Annotated in this window: 15 protein-coding genes; 9 read left to right on the forward strand and 6 right to left on the reverse strand. The window is 32.3% G+C overall.

Annotated features, from left to right (window positions below):
- Window positions 1-4 precede the first annotated feature (4 nt).
- The 5 genes from AMD28_RS17760 (at window position 5) to AMD28_RS17780 (ending at window position 8,430) form a co-directional block, all read left to right on the forward strand.
- Window positions 5-1,846, forward strand: a complete 1,842-nt coding sequence (locus AMD28_RS17760) for an ATP-binding protein (protein ID WP_152975646.1) — start codon at window positions 5-7, stop codon at window positions 1,844-1,846.
- Window positions 1,843-3,759 (forward strand): tetratricopeptide repeat-containing sensor histidine kinase, encoded by a 1,917-nt coding sequence (locus tag AMD28_RS17765; protein ID WP_055445483.1) that lies wholly within the window; start codon window positions 1,843-1,845, stop codon window positions 3,757-3,759. The genes AMD28_RS17760 and AMD28_RS17765 overlap by 4 nt, the downstream gene beginning before the upstream one ends.
- Window positions 3,760-3,829: 70 nt before the next feature.
- Window positions 3,830-4,453, forward strand: coding sequence for a response regulator (locus AMD28_RS17770; protein ID WP_055445484.1), 624 nt, complete (start codon window positions 3,830-3,832; stop codon window positions 4,451-4,453).
- A 129-nt stretch (window positions 4,454-4,582) separates the two neighbouring features.
- Window positions 4,583-5,701, forward strand: coding sequence for a right-handed parallel beta-helix repeat-containing protein (locus AMD28_RS17775; protein WP_055445485.1), 1,119 nt, complete (start codon window positions 4,583-4,585; stop codon window positions 5,699-5,701).
- 2 nt (window positions 5,702-5,703) lie between these two features.
- Window positions 5,704-8,430, forward strand: a complete 2,727-nt coding sequence (locus AMD28_RS17780; RefSeq protein ID WP_055445486.1) for a T9SS type A sorting domain-containing protein — start codon at window positions 5,704-5,706, stop codon at window positions 8,428-8,430.
- 292 nt (window positions 8,431-8,722) lie between these two features.
- Here the strand turns inward: AMD28_RS17780 and AMD28_RS17785 are convergent, their stop codons facing one another.
- A complete protein-coding gene (locus AMD28_RS17785) occupies window positions 8,723-10,753 on the reverse strand; it encodes a dipeptidyl-peptidase 3 family protein (protein ID WP_055445487.1) in 2,031 nt (676 codons plus the stop codon).
- A gap of 86 nt (window positions 10,754-10,839) precedes the next feature.
- On the opposite strand from AMD28_RS17785, the gene AMD28_RS17790 reads away from it, so the two are divergent.
- Complete coding sequence (locus AMD28_RS17790; protein ID WP_055445488.1) at window positions 10,840-11,877, forward strand: SRPBCC family protein; 1,038 nt, start codon at window positions 10,840-10,842, stop codon at window positions 11,875-11,877.
- A 77-nt stretch (window positions 11,878-11,954) separates the two neighbouring features.
- On the opposite strand, the gene AMD28_RS17795 is transcribed toward AMD28_RS17790, so the two are convergent.
- Window positions 11,955-14,024 (reverse strand): hypothetical protein, encoded by a 2,070-nt coding sequence (locus AMD28_RS17795; RefSeq protein WP_055445489.1) that lies wholly within the window; start codon window positions 14,022-14,024, stop codon window positions 11,955-11,957.
- A 184-nt stretch (window positions 14,025-14,208) separates the two neighbouring features.
- Between AMD28_RS17795 and crcB the strand changes: the two genes are divergently transcribed.
- Complete coding sequence (gene crcB / locus AMD28_RS17800; protein WP_055445490.1) at window positions 14,209-14,574, forward strand: fluoride efflux transporter CrcB; 366 nt, start codon at window positions 14,209-14,211, stop codon at window positions 14,572-14,574.
- A gap of 22 nt (window positions 14,575-14,596) precedes the next feature.
- On the opposite strand, the gene AMD28_RS17805 is transcribed toward crcB, so the two are convergent.
- A complete protein-coding gene (locus AMD28_RS17805) occupies window positions 14,597-15,196 on the reverse strand; it encodes a DUF1684 domain-containing protein (RefSeq protein WP_055445491.1) in 600 nt (199 codons plus the stop codon).
- Window positions 15,197-15,473: 277 nt separating this feature from the next.
- Between AMD28_RS17805 and AMD28_RS17810 the strand changes: the two genes are divergently transcribed.
- A complete protein-coding gene (locus AMD28_RS17810; RefSeq protein WP_055445492.1) occupies window positions 15,474-16,685 on the forward strand; it encodes an MDR family MFS transporter in 1,212 nt (403 codons plus the stop codon).
- A 45-nt stretch (window positions 16,686-16,730) separates the two neighbouring features.
- Here the strand turns inward: AMD28_RS17810 and AMD28_RS17815 are convergent, their stop codons facing one another.
- Window positions 16,731-17,171: an Lrp/AsnC family transcriptional regulator gene (locus tag AMD28_RS17815; protein ID WP_055445493.1), complete on the reverse strand. Its 441-nt coding sequence runs from the start codon at window positions 17,169-17,171 to the stop codon at window positions 16,731-16,733.
- 118 nt (window positions 17,172-17,289) lie between these two features.
- Between AMD28_RS17815 and AMD28_RS17820 the strand changes: the two genes are divergently transcribed.
- On the forward strand, window positions 17,290-17,685 hold the full coding sequence (locus AMD28_RS17820; protein WP_055445494.1) for a hypothetical protein: 396 nt from the start codon (window positions 17,290-17,292) through the stop codon (window positions 17,683-17,685).
- Here the strand turns inward: AMD28_RS17820 and AMD28_RS17825 are convergent, their stop codons facing one another.
- Both AMD28_RS17825 and AMD28_RS17830 read right to left on the reverse strand, forming a co-directional pair.
- Window positions 17,686-18,300 carry a DEAD/DEAH box helicase gene (locus AMD28_RS17825; RefSeq protein ID WP_055445495.1) on the reverse strand — a complete coding sequence of 205 codons (615 nt, stop codon included), beginning with the start codon at window positions 18,298-18,300 and terminating at the stop codon, window positions 17,686-17,688.
- 63 nt (window positions 18,301-18,363) lie between these two features.
- Window positions 18,364-18,903 carry a sigma-70 family RNA polymerase sigma factor gene (locus tag AMD28_RS17830; protein ID WP_055445585.1) on the reverse strand — a complete coding sequence of 180 codons (540 nt, stop codon included), beginning with the start codon at window positions 18,901-18,903 and terminating at the stop codon, window positions 18,364-18,366.
- Window positions 18,904-18,997 lie beyond the last annotated feature (94 nt).

Consider the following 18,997-nt stretch of genomic DNA (forward strand, 5'->3'; position numbering starts at 1 on the left):
TTTTATGAGAGCATCATTTATAAAAATACTCTGCATTTTTTGTTGTACTATTTGTTTAGCACAAAATGACTCTGCCTATTTTTATTTTGATAATACCACACCTATTGCACTATTAGAATCAAAATTTAAAAATTCTAAAAAACCTACGGATGCCAAATTTTATAAATTAATATACCATAGCCGTTTAAGAGATAGTGATTCTATGTCTTTCTATATAAACCAGCTCGAACAAGACAAAAACCTAACGAAGTTTCAACAATGCAGAGTCTTATATTTTGAGGGTTTTTATAATAAAATAACGAGTAATGATTCTTTATTTTTCAAAAAAAGCTATCAAACACTTCAACTAGCAAAAAAAGCACAAGACACTTTAACCACACTGTCTAGCCTTGCAGCGCTTAGTCAAACTTATGATTATAATAATGACAACTATTATAACCTAGAATATTTAAATATTTTAGAGCAAAAAGCGAAAGAGTACAACCAAGCAACTTATAAAATAATTCATCGTTTTTTACTAGCAACCTACTATTATTATAGAGATGAAAATAATGAAGCATTACGTAATTATAAAATGCTTTTAGGGTATAACTATAAAAAAAGGGATAGCGCTTATTTACTTTATACCTATAATAATTTAGGCGCTTTATTTGAAGATAATTTATTACAATCGGATTCTGCTATTTATTATTTTAATAAGAAATTAGACTTCTTTAAAAAGGCACCAAGTCATACTTCAAAAGAAAGTTACTTTAATACGTATTTTAACATTGGTGTTTCCTATGAAAGGTTAAACAAACTAGATGAAGCTGAAAAGTTTTATCTAAAAGCGGATAGCGTTTCTACGCGAGAAAACATCCTTAAGAATAGCAAAAAAATTAATGAAAATCTATCGGATTTATTTGCCAAACAAAAAAATTACCATAGCGCATATAATAGTCTAAAATTATCCCTTGAACTTTCGGACAGCCTAAATACCAAAGAACATCGTGAAGCTATAGCCAATATTAAAGAACAATATGACAACCAAAAACTTCGGGCAGATAATCTAGAAAGTGAAGTGAAAAGAAAACAAAATCAAAACTTGCTTATTGTCTCTTTATTCCTTTTAGTTTTTGGTGGATTTTCTGCATTCTTAATTCAGAAAAACACCAAACGCAAACAACTACTTGCCGAACAAGAACAAGAAATACAAACCCAAAAACTAGCTGCGGTACTTAAAGAACAGGAACTGACTAGTATTGATGCTATGATTGAAGGGCAAGAAAAAGAAAGACAGCGTATTGCTAACGATTTACATGATGATCTTGGCGGACTAATGGCTACTGTAAAACTTCATTTTAATGTTTTAAAGGAAAACAAATCGGAAGACCTTTTCGAAAAAACCAACACCCTTTTAGACGAAGCTTATCAGAAAATTAGAAGCATTGCACACGCTAAAAATTCTGGAGTAATTGCTAAACAAGGTTTATTAAAAGCCGTTAAGGAAATGGCTAATAAAATTTCAGCATTAAATAAAACGCAAATAGATGTGGTAGATCATGGTTTAGAAAACAGATTAGAAAACAGTTTAGAACTTACTATTTTTAGAATCATTCAAGAACTAACCACTAATATCATTAAACATGCGCAAGCAACACAAGCAACCATTAGCTTAACAAATCATGAGGACAGCCTAAATATTATGATAGAAGATAATGGTGTTGGTTTTGATACCAAAATCATTTCTAAAAAAGGGATGGGAATTCATAGTATTGATAAACGCGTAGAGCATTTGGACGGAAAAATGACTATCGAGTCTGAAATTAACCAAGGCACAACGATAATAATAGATTTACCGATATGAACATGCCAATCCAATCTAAAAAAAATCCTTTTTTTAAGGAGAGAGTAAAACAATCATTAGCAATTTTATTATTACTAATAGTCATACATCCTTCATTTGGTCAAACTTCTAAAGATACACTGTATGCTATCTGGGAAAACTCAAAAAAACCAGATTCTACAAGAGCCATAGCATTTAACACATTAATTTCTAAAAATTATTTAGATAATAAAACAGATAGTGCTTATATTCTTATAGACCAGCTTATAAAATTTACCGAAGCTAATAAATTAGAACCTCAGCAAGCTAAAGCTTTAATCACATTAGGGCATATAAATCACATCTTAGGGGATTATCCTTCCGCGACTAATAGTTATGAAAAAAGTTTAAAATTATACAAGAAACTAGGTAATAAAAAAGGAGAGGCAAAAGCTCTAGATAATATTGGAAAAATGCATAAGACCAGTTGGAATTTAGATGAAGCATTATTTTTTTATGAACAAAGCCTATCCATAAGCAAAAGCAGAAAAGACACGCTCACCATTATTTCCAATCTAACAAATATTGGTAATATATATAACATACGGTTTAAGGTAGACAAAGCATTAGCATATTTTAATGAAAGTTTAAAACTCTGTACCATAAAAAAGGATTTAAAAAACAGAGCTGTAAACCATGTCAACATTGGACAGTCTTACATTATAAAAAAAGATTTTAAACTAGCAAAAAAGAAAATTAATGAAGCTATTAGAATCGGAAATCTATTAAATAATTACAGTATCCTCGCACATGGCTATGATGTAATGGCACAATACTATTTTAAACAGAAGAAACATGACAGCCTCATAGAAATCGCTAAAAAAGGTCTTTTTTATGCAGAAAAAATACCTAATAAGACTAAAATACGAAGTGCTCATTATTTTTTATTTGAAGGACATCGAGGAAAAAAGAATTTTGATTCCACTTTTTATCATTATGAAAAAGGAAGAGAATATAGAAATGAAGCAGAAGACAAAGCGAATACTAGAGCATTGCAAAAAATGCAAATTGATAATTTTAGAAAAACGGATAGTTTAATGCATTTTCAAAAACAATTGCAAAATGAATTATACCATCAAACAGAAATTCAGCTAAAAAACAAAGAAAAAACAAACCTCACTTTAGCTTGGGGAAGCAGTCTTTCTATAGTCTCTCTATTCGCTTTTTTAATATTCAAAAACTCCAAACGAAAACAACTTAAAGCTGAAAAAGAACGTCAAGAACAAATAGAAGAAAAAGAAAAAATACTTAAAGATTTAGAGTTATCTACTATTGATGCGATGATTAGAGGTCAAGAAAAAGAACGTCAAAAATTAGCTTCCGATTTACACGATAGTGTTGGTGCAACATTGTCTGCCGCTAAAATGCAATTTGAATATCTCATAAAAAACCAAACAGACCTTAAAGCTTCCGAAGAATTAATAAAAAAAACCAGCACTTTGTTAGAAGATGCCTATGTAGAGATTAGATCTATGGCACATTTAAAAAACTCTGGAGTAATGGCTAAAAACGGCTTACTTCCCGCAATAGAAAAACTCTCTATAAATGCCTCCGGAATTAATGGGCTTACTTTTGAAGTCCATAGTTTTGGATTAGAAAATCGCCTAGAAAACTCTTTAGAAATTTCCATATTCCGAATCATTCAAGAGCTCATAACCAATATTATTAAACATGCGCATGCAACAAAAGGCATTGTACATTTAACAAATCATGAAGAAGGTCTAAACATTATTGTGGAAGATAATGGTATTGGTTTTAACACCAAAAACCTAAAACAAGCTTCCGGAATGGGAATAGATAGTATTGATAAACGGGTAGAGCATTTAGAGGGCCAAATGATTATTGAGTCTAAAAAAGACCAAGGAACAACTATAATTATAGACATTCCTATTTAAGAATACAGAACATTTTCAGTGAAAAACGTAAAGAATATATGCTTGATTTTTGAATTTAAAAACATACAAAATGATACGATTAGCCATAGCAGAAGATCATCAATCTTTAATTGACGGATTACAATTACTCTTAAAATATGAAGAAGGTATCTCTATAATTGGCACTGCAAATGATGGTGAACAGTTATTAGAAATTGTACGGTTAAAACAACCAAACGTTATTATTACAGATATACGCATGCCCAAATTAGATGGCATCGCTGCCACCAAAGTAATCATGCAAGAATTCCCAACTACAAAGATTTTAGCCTTTTCTATGTTCGATCAAATTGATGCCATAGAACAAATGCTAGAAGCTGGAGCAAAAGGCTATATCTTAAAGAACTCTTCCTTAACAGAAGTCTTACAAGCAATTAAAACGGTGTACAAAGGAGAAACATACTTTGACAAAAGTATAGATACCAATGCACTTGGCACAGATAAAAGCAACACTAAAAAAGGGCTCTTAACCAAACGTCAAATTGAAATATTACAACTCGTTGCGCAAGGTAAAACCTCACGAGAGATTGCCGAAGACTTATTTATTGGTATTCATACGGTAGATACACATAGAAAAAACATGATCCGCATTCTTGGACTTCACGGAAAAGGAGAGCTTTTGCGTTATGCTTTAGAGAAGAAGTATAAATTTTAAAATATAACAATTCATTTTTTCAAGAAACACTTATTAATTCTTGTTTTCAAAAATCCCCAGTATTGGGGATTTTTTTGTGTTTACTCCTTTCCTACATTAGTAATCTATTAATCTAACATATTTTATATCATGAAAAATGCAACTAAAACAATTAAAAAAACCTTAGTCTTATACTTACTACTTATCTCCTCAAGTATACTTGCACAAACTATTATTACCATTGACAATAATTCCGGATCCACAACAACCTATCAAACCGTGCAAGCAGCACATGATGCTGCCACAGCAGGAGATATTATTTACGTACAACCTTCTGGCACAAGTTATGGTTCTGTTACTATAGATAAAGAATTAACTATTGTTGGTAGATCACATAGCGAAACAACTAAAGTTTCACAATTAGGTACTGTTATTATTCGTTCTTCAGATGTAACACTAAAAGGCTTGTCATTTTCATCACTTAATCCACAAAGTTCTGGTGCTCCAATTGCTCCTCCTTTTCTTCGTTTAACTATTTCAGACTGTAGAGCATCCAGCTTGCAATTCGGTGAAGGGAATGCTGCACCAACTGTTATTATGGATGATATTAAAGTTAGAGGTTGCCTTTTAGTAGGCACAAATTATATATATGAAGATGCTACAAATGTTTTGTTTTCAAATAATATTTTCTCATCCACTAGTCCAATCTACACCTATAACACTACAAGTGCCGTAATAGCTAATAATATTTTTAGACATTATTATTTATATAGCCCAACAATAACCATTACCAATTATTCTACCTCGGGTACTGCAATTTTATATAATAATATGTTTATTTCTAATTACGATACAGATTCAACAATTGCTTTTACTGGAAACTTTAATTTATCTAACAACCTAACGTACAATTATGGTACTGGCAATATAATATTTACCTCTTCTAATGGTACACTTTCAGACTCTAATACATTAGTAGATACAGACCCAATGTTTACTAACATAGATGCTACAAACACAGAAAGCTTTGCAGGAAATTACTTATACAATCCTGCGTTCCGTATAGAAGACGATCTAACCTTACAAGCTACTTCTCCTGCACTTACTGGAGGTGGTGGTGGCACAGAAATGGGCCTATACAATAACGGTTTTTTATATAATACAATTGGTAACCCAAAAGGTATACCTACTCTAGACATAATTAGTTATGATGGCGCAGTACCAAAAAATGGTACAATTAACGTAACCATTAACGCAAAAGCACATTAATTATGAAAGCGCAAAACACAAATATGCGCTTGCCAAATCATTATCTATTAGGTTGTATACTACTATTCTTTTTTAGTTTTGCCACAGTAAGCTCGCAAAACATTCAACAATTTGAATATTATTTTGGTACAGACCCTGGTTTAGGTAATGGTAATTTGGTAACTGCAAACGCAAATACTGGTGAACTTACACAAGCTTTAAACTTTCCTATTACAGGTTTAAACGAAGGCTTTCATAAACTAAACCTTAGAGCTCAAGATAATTTAGGTACTTGGGGATTTTACCACAATGTAACCTTTTATGTTTCGGATGCTATAACAGGAAGCGACCCAGTTTCTAACATCTCAGCAGCAGAATATTGGTTCGATACAGATCCTGGGCATGGAAACGGAAATGCATTAGCTATTTCTGGTAGTCCGAGTGAGACCTCACAAAATTTCGCAATTCCCTTAGGAACATTAGATGTTGGTTTTCATACCATCGGAATTCGCACACAAAATCTAGTTGGAAATTGGAGTTTATACGATAACAAAGTTTTTTATGTTTCGGAAGACATAGCAGGAAGCGATCCTATTTCTAATATTGCCGGAGCAGAATATTGGTTTGATATTGATCCCGGATTTGGAAACGGAAATGCATTAACCATTTCTGGAAGTCCGAGTGAAACCACTCAAAACTTTGTAATTCCTTTAGGAACATTAGATGCTGGGTTTCATAAATTAGGCCTACGTGTTCAAAATCTAAATGGCACTTGGGGTTTATACGAAAAGAAAATATTTTATGTTTTTGAAGCGGAAGAAAACCAAGTTCCTGCCGCATTAACGGAAGCTGAATTTTTATACGATGCCGAATTAGGCTTTGGTACAGGAACAGCTGCTGCACTTTCACCAACAGGAAATACCGATGAATACTTGGTAGAAATACCAACCAATCTAGTAACCTGTGATGTACACGATATTTGGTTAAGTATAAAAAATGCAGATGGTAATTATTCGCTATACAAAATTGCATTGGATGTAGATGTTTATGATGACCTACCTCCTACTATTATGGTGCATCCAAATATTACAGCAGAACTAGATGCAAACGGACAAGTTTCTATAGACATCGATGATGTTAATAATGGTACTTTTGACGATTGCGAATTAGTTTCGGTAGTATTAAATCAAACACAATTTGATTATACCTGTGCAAATCTTGGTGCTAATACGGTAACCATTACAGCTACAGATGCCGAAAATAAAGTAAGCACACAAGATGTAACTATTACTGTTGTAGATAGTATAGATCCCGTGGCAATTTCGCAAGATATCACCATCCAATTAGATGCAAATGGGATAGCAAATATTACGCCTTCGGAAATAGAAAATGGTTCGACAGATAATTGTACTATTGCAAGTAGCAGTTTAGACAATACTGCTTTTACTTGTGCCAACTTAGGAGCAAATACGGTAACATTTACTGTGGAAGATACTTCCGGAAACAGTAATAGCACAACCGCTATTGTTACTATTGAAGACAACGTAAACCCAACAGCTATTACACAAAATATTACCGTGCAACTCGATGTTAATGGGGATGCTGTTATTACGCCAAACATGGTAAACAACAACTCCACAGACAATTGTACTGTTGCCAGTTTTAGTTTAGATATTACCGCTTTTACTTGTGCTAACTTAGGAAACAATACCGTTATCTTAACGGTTACAGACCAAAGCAATAATAGCGATACCGAAACTGCAATTATTACGGTAGAAGACTCCGTAAACCCAACGGTTATTACGCAAAATATCGTCGTACAACTAGATGCAAATGGAAACGCTAACATTTCAGAATCTCAAATAGAAAATGGTTCTTCCGATAATTGCACCATAGCAAGTAGCAGTTTAGATATCACCAGTTTTTCTTGTGATGATTTAGGAACAAATACAGTAACGCTTTCGGTAACCGATTCAAGCAATAATACGGGAACCGCAACTGCAATCGTCACAGTGGAAGACGGTATTAATCCAACAGCAATTACACAAAATATAACCGTGCAATTAGATGCAAGTGGAAATGCGAGTATTACACCAAATATGGTAGATAATAATTCTAGTGACAATTGTAGCATTGCGAGTTCTAGCTTAGATATTTCTTCTTTTACTTGTGATGATATTGGAGCCAATACCGTTACATTAACCGTTAATGACGCTAGTAATAATAGCGATGCTGCAACGGCAGTAATTACAGTGCAAGATACTATAGATCCAACGGTAGCTGGTCAAGATATCACGATAGATTTAGAAGGAAATCCTTCGATTACCATTACAGCAGAGGATGTAGATAATGGTTCTTATGACAATTGCACTTTCGTATTAAGTATAGACACAGATACTTTTACAACATCTGGAGAATACCCAGTAACTTTAACAATTACAGATGGTTTTGGTAATGCAACTTCTACCATAATTACAGTAACAGTAATGGATAGTACTTTGGGTATTGAAGAAGAAAGTCTAACTAAAAATCAAATTAAGATTTTCCCAGTTCCAACAGAAGGTATTTTAAATATTTCCACAAATATGCAAATAAACGAAATGGTAATATTCGATTTAAATGGTAAAAAAATCATGCAAACCCAAGGAGCAACTTCTAAAATAGATGTTTCAAAATTAGAAGTTGGCATGTATTTAATCCGATTTAAAGTAGAAGATAGATATTACACCAAACGAATGATTAAAAACTAATTAGAACAGTAAGTCTTTTTTAGGGAAAATTCGTATTCCTTCTAATTAATAAAATCCCCTTTAATGGGGATTTTATGCGTTTCTATAATTCCTTAAATTTAAAGAAACAAAACACTTCTATTATGTTTCAAATAATAACTATACTTTTTATTCTTCTTATTTTTAATTTTATTTTACTAAAATTTAGTATTAATAAATAGGTTTTATTCCTTCCAAAAAGAATATTAAAACAAAAAACAGAACCTAAAATAAATTTAGGTTCTGTTTTTAATATAAAGCTTGAAATAACTTTTTAATTCACTTCTGGTAAAAAATTATAATCTCTACTATAGTTTAACATTTGACCAGAGAAAGTTCCTGGTTGAATAACTTTTACTCCAGTAATTTCTCCCGCGTCATTTGTTTCTGGAACTAATACCGGATTTACAAAACCACTATAAGGAGCAGATGTAAATTGTTTGTTACGTTCTAAAACTTCAGCATGAATTGCTGGATCTACTTTCACACCATAACCTTCTACTAAATCTTCTACAGCTTTGTAATCTCCTTCCGATTTAATACGTTGTGTTTCGCGTAATAATTCACCAAACAAAGCATGAAGCTTTTCGTAATCATTAATATTGAAATAGGTTTTTCCATCACGTGTTACTTTTTCAATAACATTATCTTTTAAGCCTTTTTCAAAAGCCCAAGCAGAAACCCATTGTCTATTAACCATGTGTGCTTCTTCTACATCATCTCCTAATTGTAATCTAATTAATTGCGTCATTAATCCATTTCTAATGTAACCATCATAGGCTGCTTTTCCTACAGACTTCCAATCATCCACCAAACCTAACTCCTGTAACTTTGGATTATATAAATAATACAACCCAACTAAATCTGCACGACCTTCTTCTAAAGTAGATGCATATTTTTTAAGTGTTTCTTTCGTTTCACCAACCCCAGGATTTAATTGTCCGGAAGCATGACCAATCACTTCATGTAATGCGGTATGTAATTTATCTGCTTTCTGACCAAATTCTTCTTCTAATTTAAGCTCTTCTTCATCATGAACAAATTCTTTTAAACGACCATTACTACCAGCATTATTGTATGCATTAATAATGTTTCCTAAGGATACCGATTTACTACCAACAGCAGCACGAATCCAGTTTGCATTTGGTAAATTCACACCAATTGGTGTACTTGGCGAAGCGTCTCCTGCTTCTCCTGCGACATTAACAACTTTGTAAGTTACACCTACAACACTGTCTTTTTTATGCGCATCCATTAAAGGAGAATTATCTTCAAACCATTGTGCATTTTCAGATAAAACAGCCATCTTCTCAGACATATCAAAATCTTTAATCTGTACAATTGTTTCATAAGATCCAGTATATCCTAATGGATCATTATATACTTCAATAAAACTGTTTATATAATCTATATTTCCTTCGGTTGCTGCCGTCCAAGTAACGTTATAATCATCCCAAGTTTGAAGATCTCCTGTTTTATAATATTGAATTAATAAACCAAGAGCATCACCTTGCGCCTTATTTTCGGCTACACTTTGTGCTTTTTCTAACCAAGTAATTATTTGATCTATTGCAGCACCATAAAGGCCTCCAGATTTATAAACACGTTCTTTTAAAACGCCTTTTTCCTTAACCAATTGAGAATTTAAACCAAAGGATAAAGGCTTTTTTGCATTTGGAGATGTTTTCTTTTTGTAAAAAGCTTCTACCTCTGCAGTAGTAACATCTGGCCCATAAAAATTAACTGCAGATAAAAATACATTATCCACATCTTTAGTTAAGTTTACTTTTTTAGCATCTTTATCATTAAAGATAACATCAAAAGCTTCCCCTTCTAAACTAGTGTTCGTTTCCTTTAAAAGTTGCGCTAAATAATCGGATGAAAATTCTGGTTTAATTTTATCATTAGAATAATGATGATGAATTCCATTAGAAAACCAAACGCGTTTTAAATACGTTTCAAAATTCGCCCAGTTTGCAACCTTCTTATCTCCTTTATAATTTGTATAAACAGATTCTAAAGCTTTTCTAATCTTCAAATTATGTCTATAATTCTGATCCCAACTAATATCACGACCAGCCAATCCAGCTTGTGTTAGATAATAAACCAGTTTTTGTTCTTTAAGTGTTAAATTTTCCCATCCTGGAATTTGATAACGTAGTACTTTAATGTCTGCAAACTGTTCTACATTATAGTTAAATGCAACACCTTCATCTTTAACTACTTCAGTTTCTGCTTTATCCTTTTTACACGCTAGCATTACCAATGCAAGTAAAGTTAAGCTTACAATAGATTTTAATTTCATATTAATATTATTATTGATTTTATTCAATTTCAAATTTAGTGTTTTTTTTTATTCACTATATTTGTTAACACACTAAAATTTAGAAAATGAAAACTTTGAAGTACGTCCTATTTCTATTACTGATTTTAATTGTTGGTTTTTCCATTTTTGTAGCTGTACAGCCAAATAGCTATGATGTAAAACGAACCAAATTAATTAAAGCGCCAGTAACTATGGTTTTCAATCAAATTAACGACTTTAAAAACTGGGAAAACTGGGGACCGTGGAAAGCTGAAGACCCAACTATGACCATTACATATCCTGAAAAAACTTCTGGTGTAGGAGCTAATTATTCTTGGGAAGGTGCTGAAGGACCAGGTTATATGGAAACTGTAGCTGTAACGCCTAATACATCTATAGATCAAAAAATTTCTTTTGGGGGTATGGAACCTAATCATGTGTATTGGCAATTTCAGGAAGTGGAAGATGGTACAGAAGTAACTTGGGGAATGAAACATGACAAAATGAATTTTATGTTTAAAGCCTTTGCTGCTGTTCAAGGAGGTATGGAAAAAAACCTTGGTATCATGTTCGACAAAGGACTTAACAAACTAGATGCTGTGGTAACCGAAGCTTATGAAAAAATGCCGAAAGCAGATTATAAACTAGGTGATGTTGTGGAACTAACCTTACCTTCTCAAAAATTTATAGGGTATATACAAAAGACTTCAACGGATTTACCTCCAGAAGAAATGACCAAACTTTTTATGGAATTCATGCCAAAAGCTGGAGCTTATGTTGCAGATAAATTAGCCCAAGAAGATTATATTCCAGGTACCTATTACACCAAATGGGATGAAGAAACGAAAGAAGCAGAATTCTATATTGGCCTATTATTAAAAAAAGAATTAGCTCCTGCTCCAGGAATGACAGCTTTTAATATATCTGCCGGAAAAGCGGTTAAAATTGCCAAATATGGTAATTATGGTTCTGGCGATTACCAAGCACATATGGCTATTGGTGCATACATGCAAGACAAGAAACTAGAAATGCGAGGCGTATCGGTTTGGGAATTGTATGTTAATGATCCAACAACGGTTAAACCGGAAGAAATACAAACAGATATTTACTATCCTGTGAAATAATACAGCATATCTAATTCGTAATTAAAAAAGCAGCTCTAGTCGAGCTGCTTTTCCTTTTTTAAATGAATAATAAACTTTTAATGCATGTCTTTTAGACAAACAATTCTTCTAACACTAACTGCTGGATATATTCTCTTACTATCCAAAATAACTCTATGTTTTGCTGATAACGTTATTTCTCCACAGTTTTTAGTTTCAGAAGTCTCTGTAGTAAAGTCTACATCTCCAATGGTTGAAAGAGTTCCATTAGCAATAAGATGATTCCCACTATTGGTTAAAGTAGTACGCAATTGATAATCTTCTAAATGCGTCTCAGTAACAGAAAATTTTCCTGAAATAGCACTTCCTTTTATAAAGTGAGAACATTCCCCATAATTATCAATATCTAGAGTGATATTTGGAATGGTATTATCCATTTGAATGACTTGACTATCTGGTGTAGAACCATCTAAATGCTCTAATGTAATTCGTAACAAATCATCATTTCCTGGTGAAAATCTTGCAACAATATTATTTTCATTGTTAGTAGCATCCCCATAATATGTATACTCATTATCTCCATTAGCTGTAGATTCTGAATTATCATCTAATTTAAATGATTTGTTTAAATAACTACTTTCTCCAGTAGTAAGATTATCTATTCTTATTTTATATTTCTGACCAAGAAATGCATTTGTTTTAGCCTCTACCAGTATTAATCTAGCAAAAGCACACTTATCATAAGGTACAGGAGTATCATAATAATCAAAGAAAGTTCCCGCTTTAGTTAAACCATCCGTACCAATATCTTCCACTCTTACTCCTCCAATAACTGTTAGTTTTGGACCAATACCATGCCATGTATCTTTAGGTTTTAATTGTATGTAAGATTCTACCACATTTCCCCAATTTGCGCAATTCATATCGCTAGGCGGAACATTCCATGACAATACAGCGCGCACTTTTAAAACTTGTGGTGTATCACAATTCTTTTTTAAATCCGTAAACTTATAAGGTAGTACTACAGAATAAAATAAACCTTCACTAGGCATATTATTAATATCATGCACAGTAACAGAAGATGTTCCTGCATGCACCCAATTACAATTCTCTTCCGTTTGTACCCAAAAAGATACATATTCTTTACTTCCGCTACTACAAAGGCTTCCGCTATAACCTGAAGATTTTTTCACTTTAATTGTTCCTACCAAAGCCTCTCGATTATAATCTGCACCAACACCAATAAGTTCTTCATAATTGGTATTACAATTCAGGGCATTTAAATGCATTAAACTGTCGGATAATGAAATATTATTCCCTTCAAATACGCTTGAAATATCACTAATATTATTTGTAAATGCCGTGTTCTGAATCTGATGAAGCAATTGGTAACCAAATCTATGTGGTTCAATTTTATCTTTTGCATATAAACTTACAAGCTCATTAAATTGTAAGTCTTTTGGAATTATAGATTGTTTTGTTTTCTGTAATGCAGCAATTTGTTCCGGTTTATCAAAAGCAATAGTATTTAAAGATAAATTTGGATTTAAGATAGCAGTATGTAATAAATCATCAATCTCTAAAACGGGGAAGTTTGGCATAAAAAATTGTAATGGCTCTATTTGAATTTGTGCATCCTTTTTATCACTCCAAACATAAGTTCCTTTTGTTAAATTTGGATCATTCGGTTCTGGAATAGTATTCCAAGCAAGCACTGCTCTTACCGTTGGTAAATTTGCAACGGTACAAAATTTCTTTTTCGGATTAATATCTAATCGAACCACATAACTTATTGGTTTTTCAGTATCTCCCTGACAATCTTTTTTAGTTGGAATGTCATGCACATTTAAACCCACAACTCCCATATCTTCCCAACCATCACCATCTTTATAGTCTATATAAAATCGCACATATTCATGGGATCCATTTGTGCATAAATCACCAGAATACCCTGATGTCATTTTAATATTTACTACTGCTGTTAATTGTTTTTTTTCCGAATTATAACCTACACATCCCAACGATTCAAAAGTGGTGTTTAACTTTTGGTTAAAAGCACTCAAAGGTGTTTTTAGCTTTAATTTTGAAAGTGCTTTACTTCCAGATGCTAAATAAGGCTTAAATTCTTGTCTAGCAACTAAGAGTTGCTTTTCGCTTAATTTTTCCATGATTTTTTTAATTTAAGATATACCTACTCTATTTTGAGGCTTTTCGGATTACGCCTTTAGGCTAAACCAGTGTATTAAGGAGAATGAATTCATGAAATTCAAATTTTAATACTCAAAAACTAAAAAGGTTAACATGTTTTAAAAATTAATTCTATTGTAATTTAATAGATAGTATATTTGTAATATGAAGAATTTATTACTCGTATTTGTTGGTGGTGGTTTTGGTAGTGTATTGCGTTATATTATTGGGAAATATTTAAACAATAGTGAAAACGGAATCCCTTACGGAACCTTTTTAGCGAATATTTTAGGAAGTTTACTTATAGGATTCATTCTTGGCTATGCACTTAAAAACAATAGTCTTTCTTCTAACCAAACGGTATTATTAGCAACTGGTTTTTGTGGCGGTTTCACCACCTTCTCCACCTTTGCTTATGAAAACCATCTATTTTTAAAATCTGGAGACTTCACCAGTTTTGCCATATACACGATTGCAAGTTTTGTTTTAGGATTTCTAGCTGTCTTTTTAGGAATGTTTTTAGCAAAGTAAAACAGAAGACTGAGACTGAAAACTACTTCACAAAAGCCTTCACTCCTGCTTCAATGCTTTCATCTACATAATTATTTCTTGGTACAATCGGACAAGAAAACTTTTCATTATACGCACAAAACGGATTGTATGCCTGATTAAAATCAAGCGTTAAAGTATCTCCTTCCGGAATGCGCAAATCAATATATCGTCCGCCACCATAGGTAGTATCTCCATTCGTATTATCTATAAACGGAAGAAATAAATAGTCTTCAAAACCTTCTTTCTGCATTAAATCTTGCCCTTGATAAACATCCAAACGATAGGAATTTCCGTTTAGCTGAAAAGATAAAACGCCATAAACGCGTTCTTTAGAAACACGATCTGTAGTGGTTTTCATTTTAAACCATTCCGAATCTGGTGTTCTTTCTAAAGTAGCAGTTACCACAAAATTAGCATCGAATTTATAAAAATCTAATGTTCTAAACGTCTTTCTGTCTTTAGCTTTTAAGGGCGATTTAGAAGCATCTTTAAAATCTGCATTCTGTTCTCGTTGCCAATCGGTATCACCTAATAAAGGTTGTTTTTCTTGTGCACAACTTAAGACTGATGTCAATAGCAATAGATAGAATAATTTTTTCATGGTAATATTTTTCGGCTTAAAAATACAACTTCTAATTATTTTGTTTAGCTTTGAATCATCAAAATATAAATAAAATGAATTTAGTCATTACAAATTATAAACAATATACCTCTTGTAGAGATACAGGTTGGACTTCTTATATATTATGATGATGTAAATATCAATTAATACCATATTAAAAGTCCAACTTCGTAGTTGGACTTTTTTATTTTAGGTCTATTAACGAAGTAAACTTTTTGCAAATGAAATAAACCAAGAAACGACTAAACCAACCAACATGAAAAAACTATTACATAATTACATAGATACATTTAAAGGGCTCTCTACAGAAGTTTGGTGGCTTGCGCTTATCACTTTAATTAATAGAGCGGGAACTATGGTGATTCCGTTTCTCTCTTTATACCTTATAGAAGATTTAAAATTCACGCTTACAGATGTAGGATGGATCATGTCTGCATTTGGATTAGGTTCTGTTGCAGGATCTTGGTTAGGTGGAAAATTAACAGACAAAATTGGCTATTACAAAGTAATGGTTAGAAGTTTATTATTAACGGGAATACTATTTGTAGCGCTTCAGTTTTTAAACACTTTTGTTACTTTATGTGTTGGTATATTTCTAGTAATGTTAGTTGCAGATATGTTTCGTCCTGCCATGTTTGTTGCCTTAAGTGCGTATAGTAAACCCGAAAACAAAACAAGAAGTGTAACCCTAATTCGTCTTGCTATAAACCTTGGTTTCTCTGCAGGACCAGCTGTTGGCGGACTTATAATAACAAAAATGAGCTATAGTGGTTTATTTTGGGTAGATGGTATTACTTGTATTCTAGCAACCTTGGTTTTGTTTTTAGTTTTAAATCCTAAAAAAGCTAAAATCCAGGATAATATCATTGTAGAAAATCCAGAATCGGCATATAAAGACAAGTCCTTTTTAATTTTTCTAATTGCTATGTTTTTGTTTGGTTTTATTTTTCTGCAATACTTTTCTACCATGCCAATTTATTACAGAGAAAAGCACTTATTAAGCGAATTACAAATAGGATTGCTTTTAGGGGCAAATGGTTTTTTTATTTTTTTATTAGAAATGCCTTTAATTAAATGGTTAGAAAATTCCAAATACACCAAAACGGGTTTAATGCTTTTTGGAGTTGCATTAACTGCGCTTAGTTTTTTGGTTTTAAACCTAACTACTTGGACTGGAATATTAATTATAGGAATGTTTTTAATGACCGTTGGAGAAATGATTGCTTTTCCGTTTTCTAATGCCTTTGCCATGCAACGTGCAAAAAAAGGAAATCAAGGAGAATATATGGCCCTTTACTCCATCGCTTTTTCTATAGCACATATTTTCGGGCATAATGCAGGAATGCAACTTGCAGATGGATTTGGCTTTAATAACACCTGGTATATCATGGCAATACTAGGAAGTATTTGTGCTTTTCTATTCCTATTTTTAAAGGTATATATGAAGAATAAAAAAAGTGAACAATAAATTTAAAACAAGTTATTAATAAGATTTAAATACTCCTTACCCAATTTAAATCTTATTAATAGCATTATTCTTCACTACGTGCGATAAAATGATTTGCGTTTTACTTTCGCCATACACAATAAGTTGGTCGATAAATGTTTCTAAATGTTTCTGATTTTTTAAAATCACTTCCATGACAATGTTTTCGTCACCCGTAATTCGGTAACAATTAATAACCTCATCAAAGGTTTTCACTTTCTCAAGAAACGGCTTTAGTTTTCCCATAAAAGCATGTAAAGTAATTAGAGCTTTAAGTTGGTAACCAACCTCAAAAGGAGAAATTAAGGTTATATGGTTTTGAATAATCCCCAAATCTTCCATCTTCTTAATACGCTCGGAAACAGCTGGTGAAGTAATACCCACTTGCCTACCAATTGCAGCATTTGATTGTCGCGAATTTTCTTGCAAACACTTCAAAATCTTCCAATTCAGATTATCTAAGCTCATTTTTAAAGTTTTAAGTTAAAATATTTTAATACTTAAAGTAAATATAAGGTTTTACTTTAAAAACGAAAGTATTTAGTGCGATCTTGTGCCTAAATTTGATGGAAATCGAAAAATTATCATGTTAGCGCATATACCATCACATCTTTCAGCCTTACCAATATACAAGCAAGCCTTGGTTATTTTTCTGTTGTCTAGAAATATTTCTACGTATCTAAATCAGGATTTAGCATACTTAAAAGAAGATGGTTCCGAAGATGCACACATTTACTTTTCTGGTGATATTGTACAGCATTCTATTTCTCTTGCTCCTGAAATTATTAAGGCAGAAATGGAACGTTTTTCAGATAAAAAGCACAAACATATTGCATCTGTAAGACAACTTACCAATAGACTGTATAGCCATTGTAAGCGTTTAGAAAAATGCAATAGTAATGGTAAGGAGTATATTCCTATTTTAAGAAAAGAACTTAAAGTATTCAAAAAATTACAAAACACCTGGATGCATACGCTGTAATTATTTCCCTTCTACTATATGTGCATTGTACATAATTGTATCTTGAAGACGCTCATATTTAGGATGCATTTTTTCTGCTAAAAGCACATATTGACATTTCGCTAAACTTTCGGTAACACGTAAAACATCGTTATGGTAGTTATTACGTATTAAAAACTCGGCATCATCTAAAGCCAACAATTTAAGTTGTCCTAAATGCACACTATTCATAAAGTAAAGCTTGTTTAAACGTTTTGGTGTGGAGATTAAAACATCTACTCCGTAATAAATTTCCTCGCGTTGTTGGTCTAAAGTTTGCTCATCATAAGCTGCATAGATTCTTAAATCCATGTATCTAGTATACTTTTCAAACTCTTCTTTTAAGTCTAAAGCGGCTTGCTTGTCTTTTACAATAACTAATGCTCTAGGAGAATCTTCAAAGGCTTCTGCTTTTAATTTATGAATGATTGCAATGATTAAAGCTGTCGTTTTCCCAGAACCTTTTGGAGCTAATCCATATACATTTGCTCCTCCTTTTATCTTTGGTAATATTTCTTTCTGAAAAGGTAAAGGTGCCTCATAATTAAGAGTTTCTAAGGCTTCTTTTAATACTGGATTTAATTTTTTAAAGGACATGCTACGTAAATTTGTAAGTTGTAAAACGAAATAAATCGTCTTAATTCTGCACAAAGGTACGTATTAATGACACATTTTACAGTCTGCTTTGTCTTTGATTTCTCCAACTAAAAAACCTTCTTCATTTATTACAAAGTCGCAACAGTCTACAAAACCTTGTGCAATCATTTTTCGACCACGTTGTATCTGAGATTTTATGGTAGGTAATGGTAGGTGCAATTGTTCTGCTATTTGTTGTTGTTTGACACCTTTTATATCGCTTAAAAACAATGGATCTCTATACTTTTTAGGCAAGCTTTTAATGATACCATGTAAGCAATCGGCTTCGGTATGTTCTAGTTTTTGTTCTTCAAAAATAAAATCTTCGTCGGTGGTTTCATACACCACTTTTTTACTTCTAAAATAGTCTAAAACAGTATACCTTGCTATAGCGAATAACCAAGACTTCAATTTGTCTTCGTCTTTTAACGTATTTAGTTTGGTGTGTACTTTTATGAAAGTTTCCTGGAGTAAATCTTCAGCAACAGCGGCATCTTTGACTTTACTAAGAATAAAATATTTAATATCGTCTGCATGTAATTTCCAAATGTCTTGAGTATCCATAACCATCTATTAAAATAACGCTAATCTTAGTACAAAGTTACTAAGATTAGCGTTGTTATTACTGTCTTTAAGTATTGCTTAACAGTTACAACTT

The organism is Lacinutrix himadriensis, from assembly GCF_001418105.1.
GTDB classification, from domain to species: domain Bacteria; phylum Bacteroidota; class Bacteroidia; order Flavobacteriales; family Flavobacteriaceae; genus Oceanihabitans; species Oceanihabitans himadriense.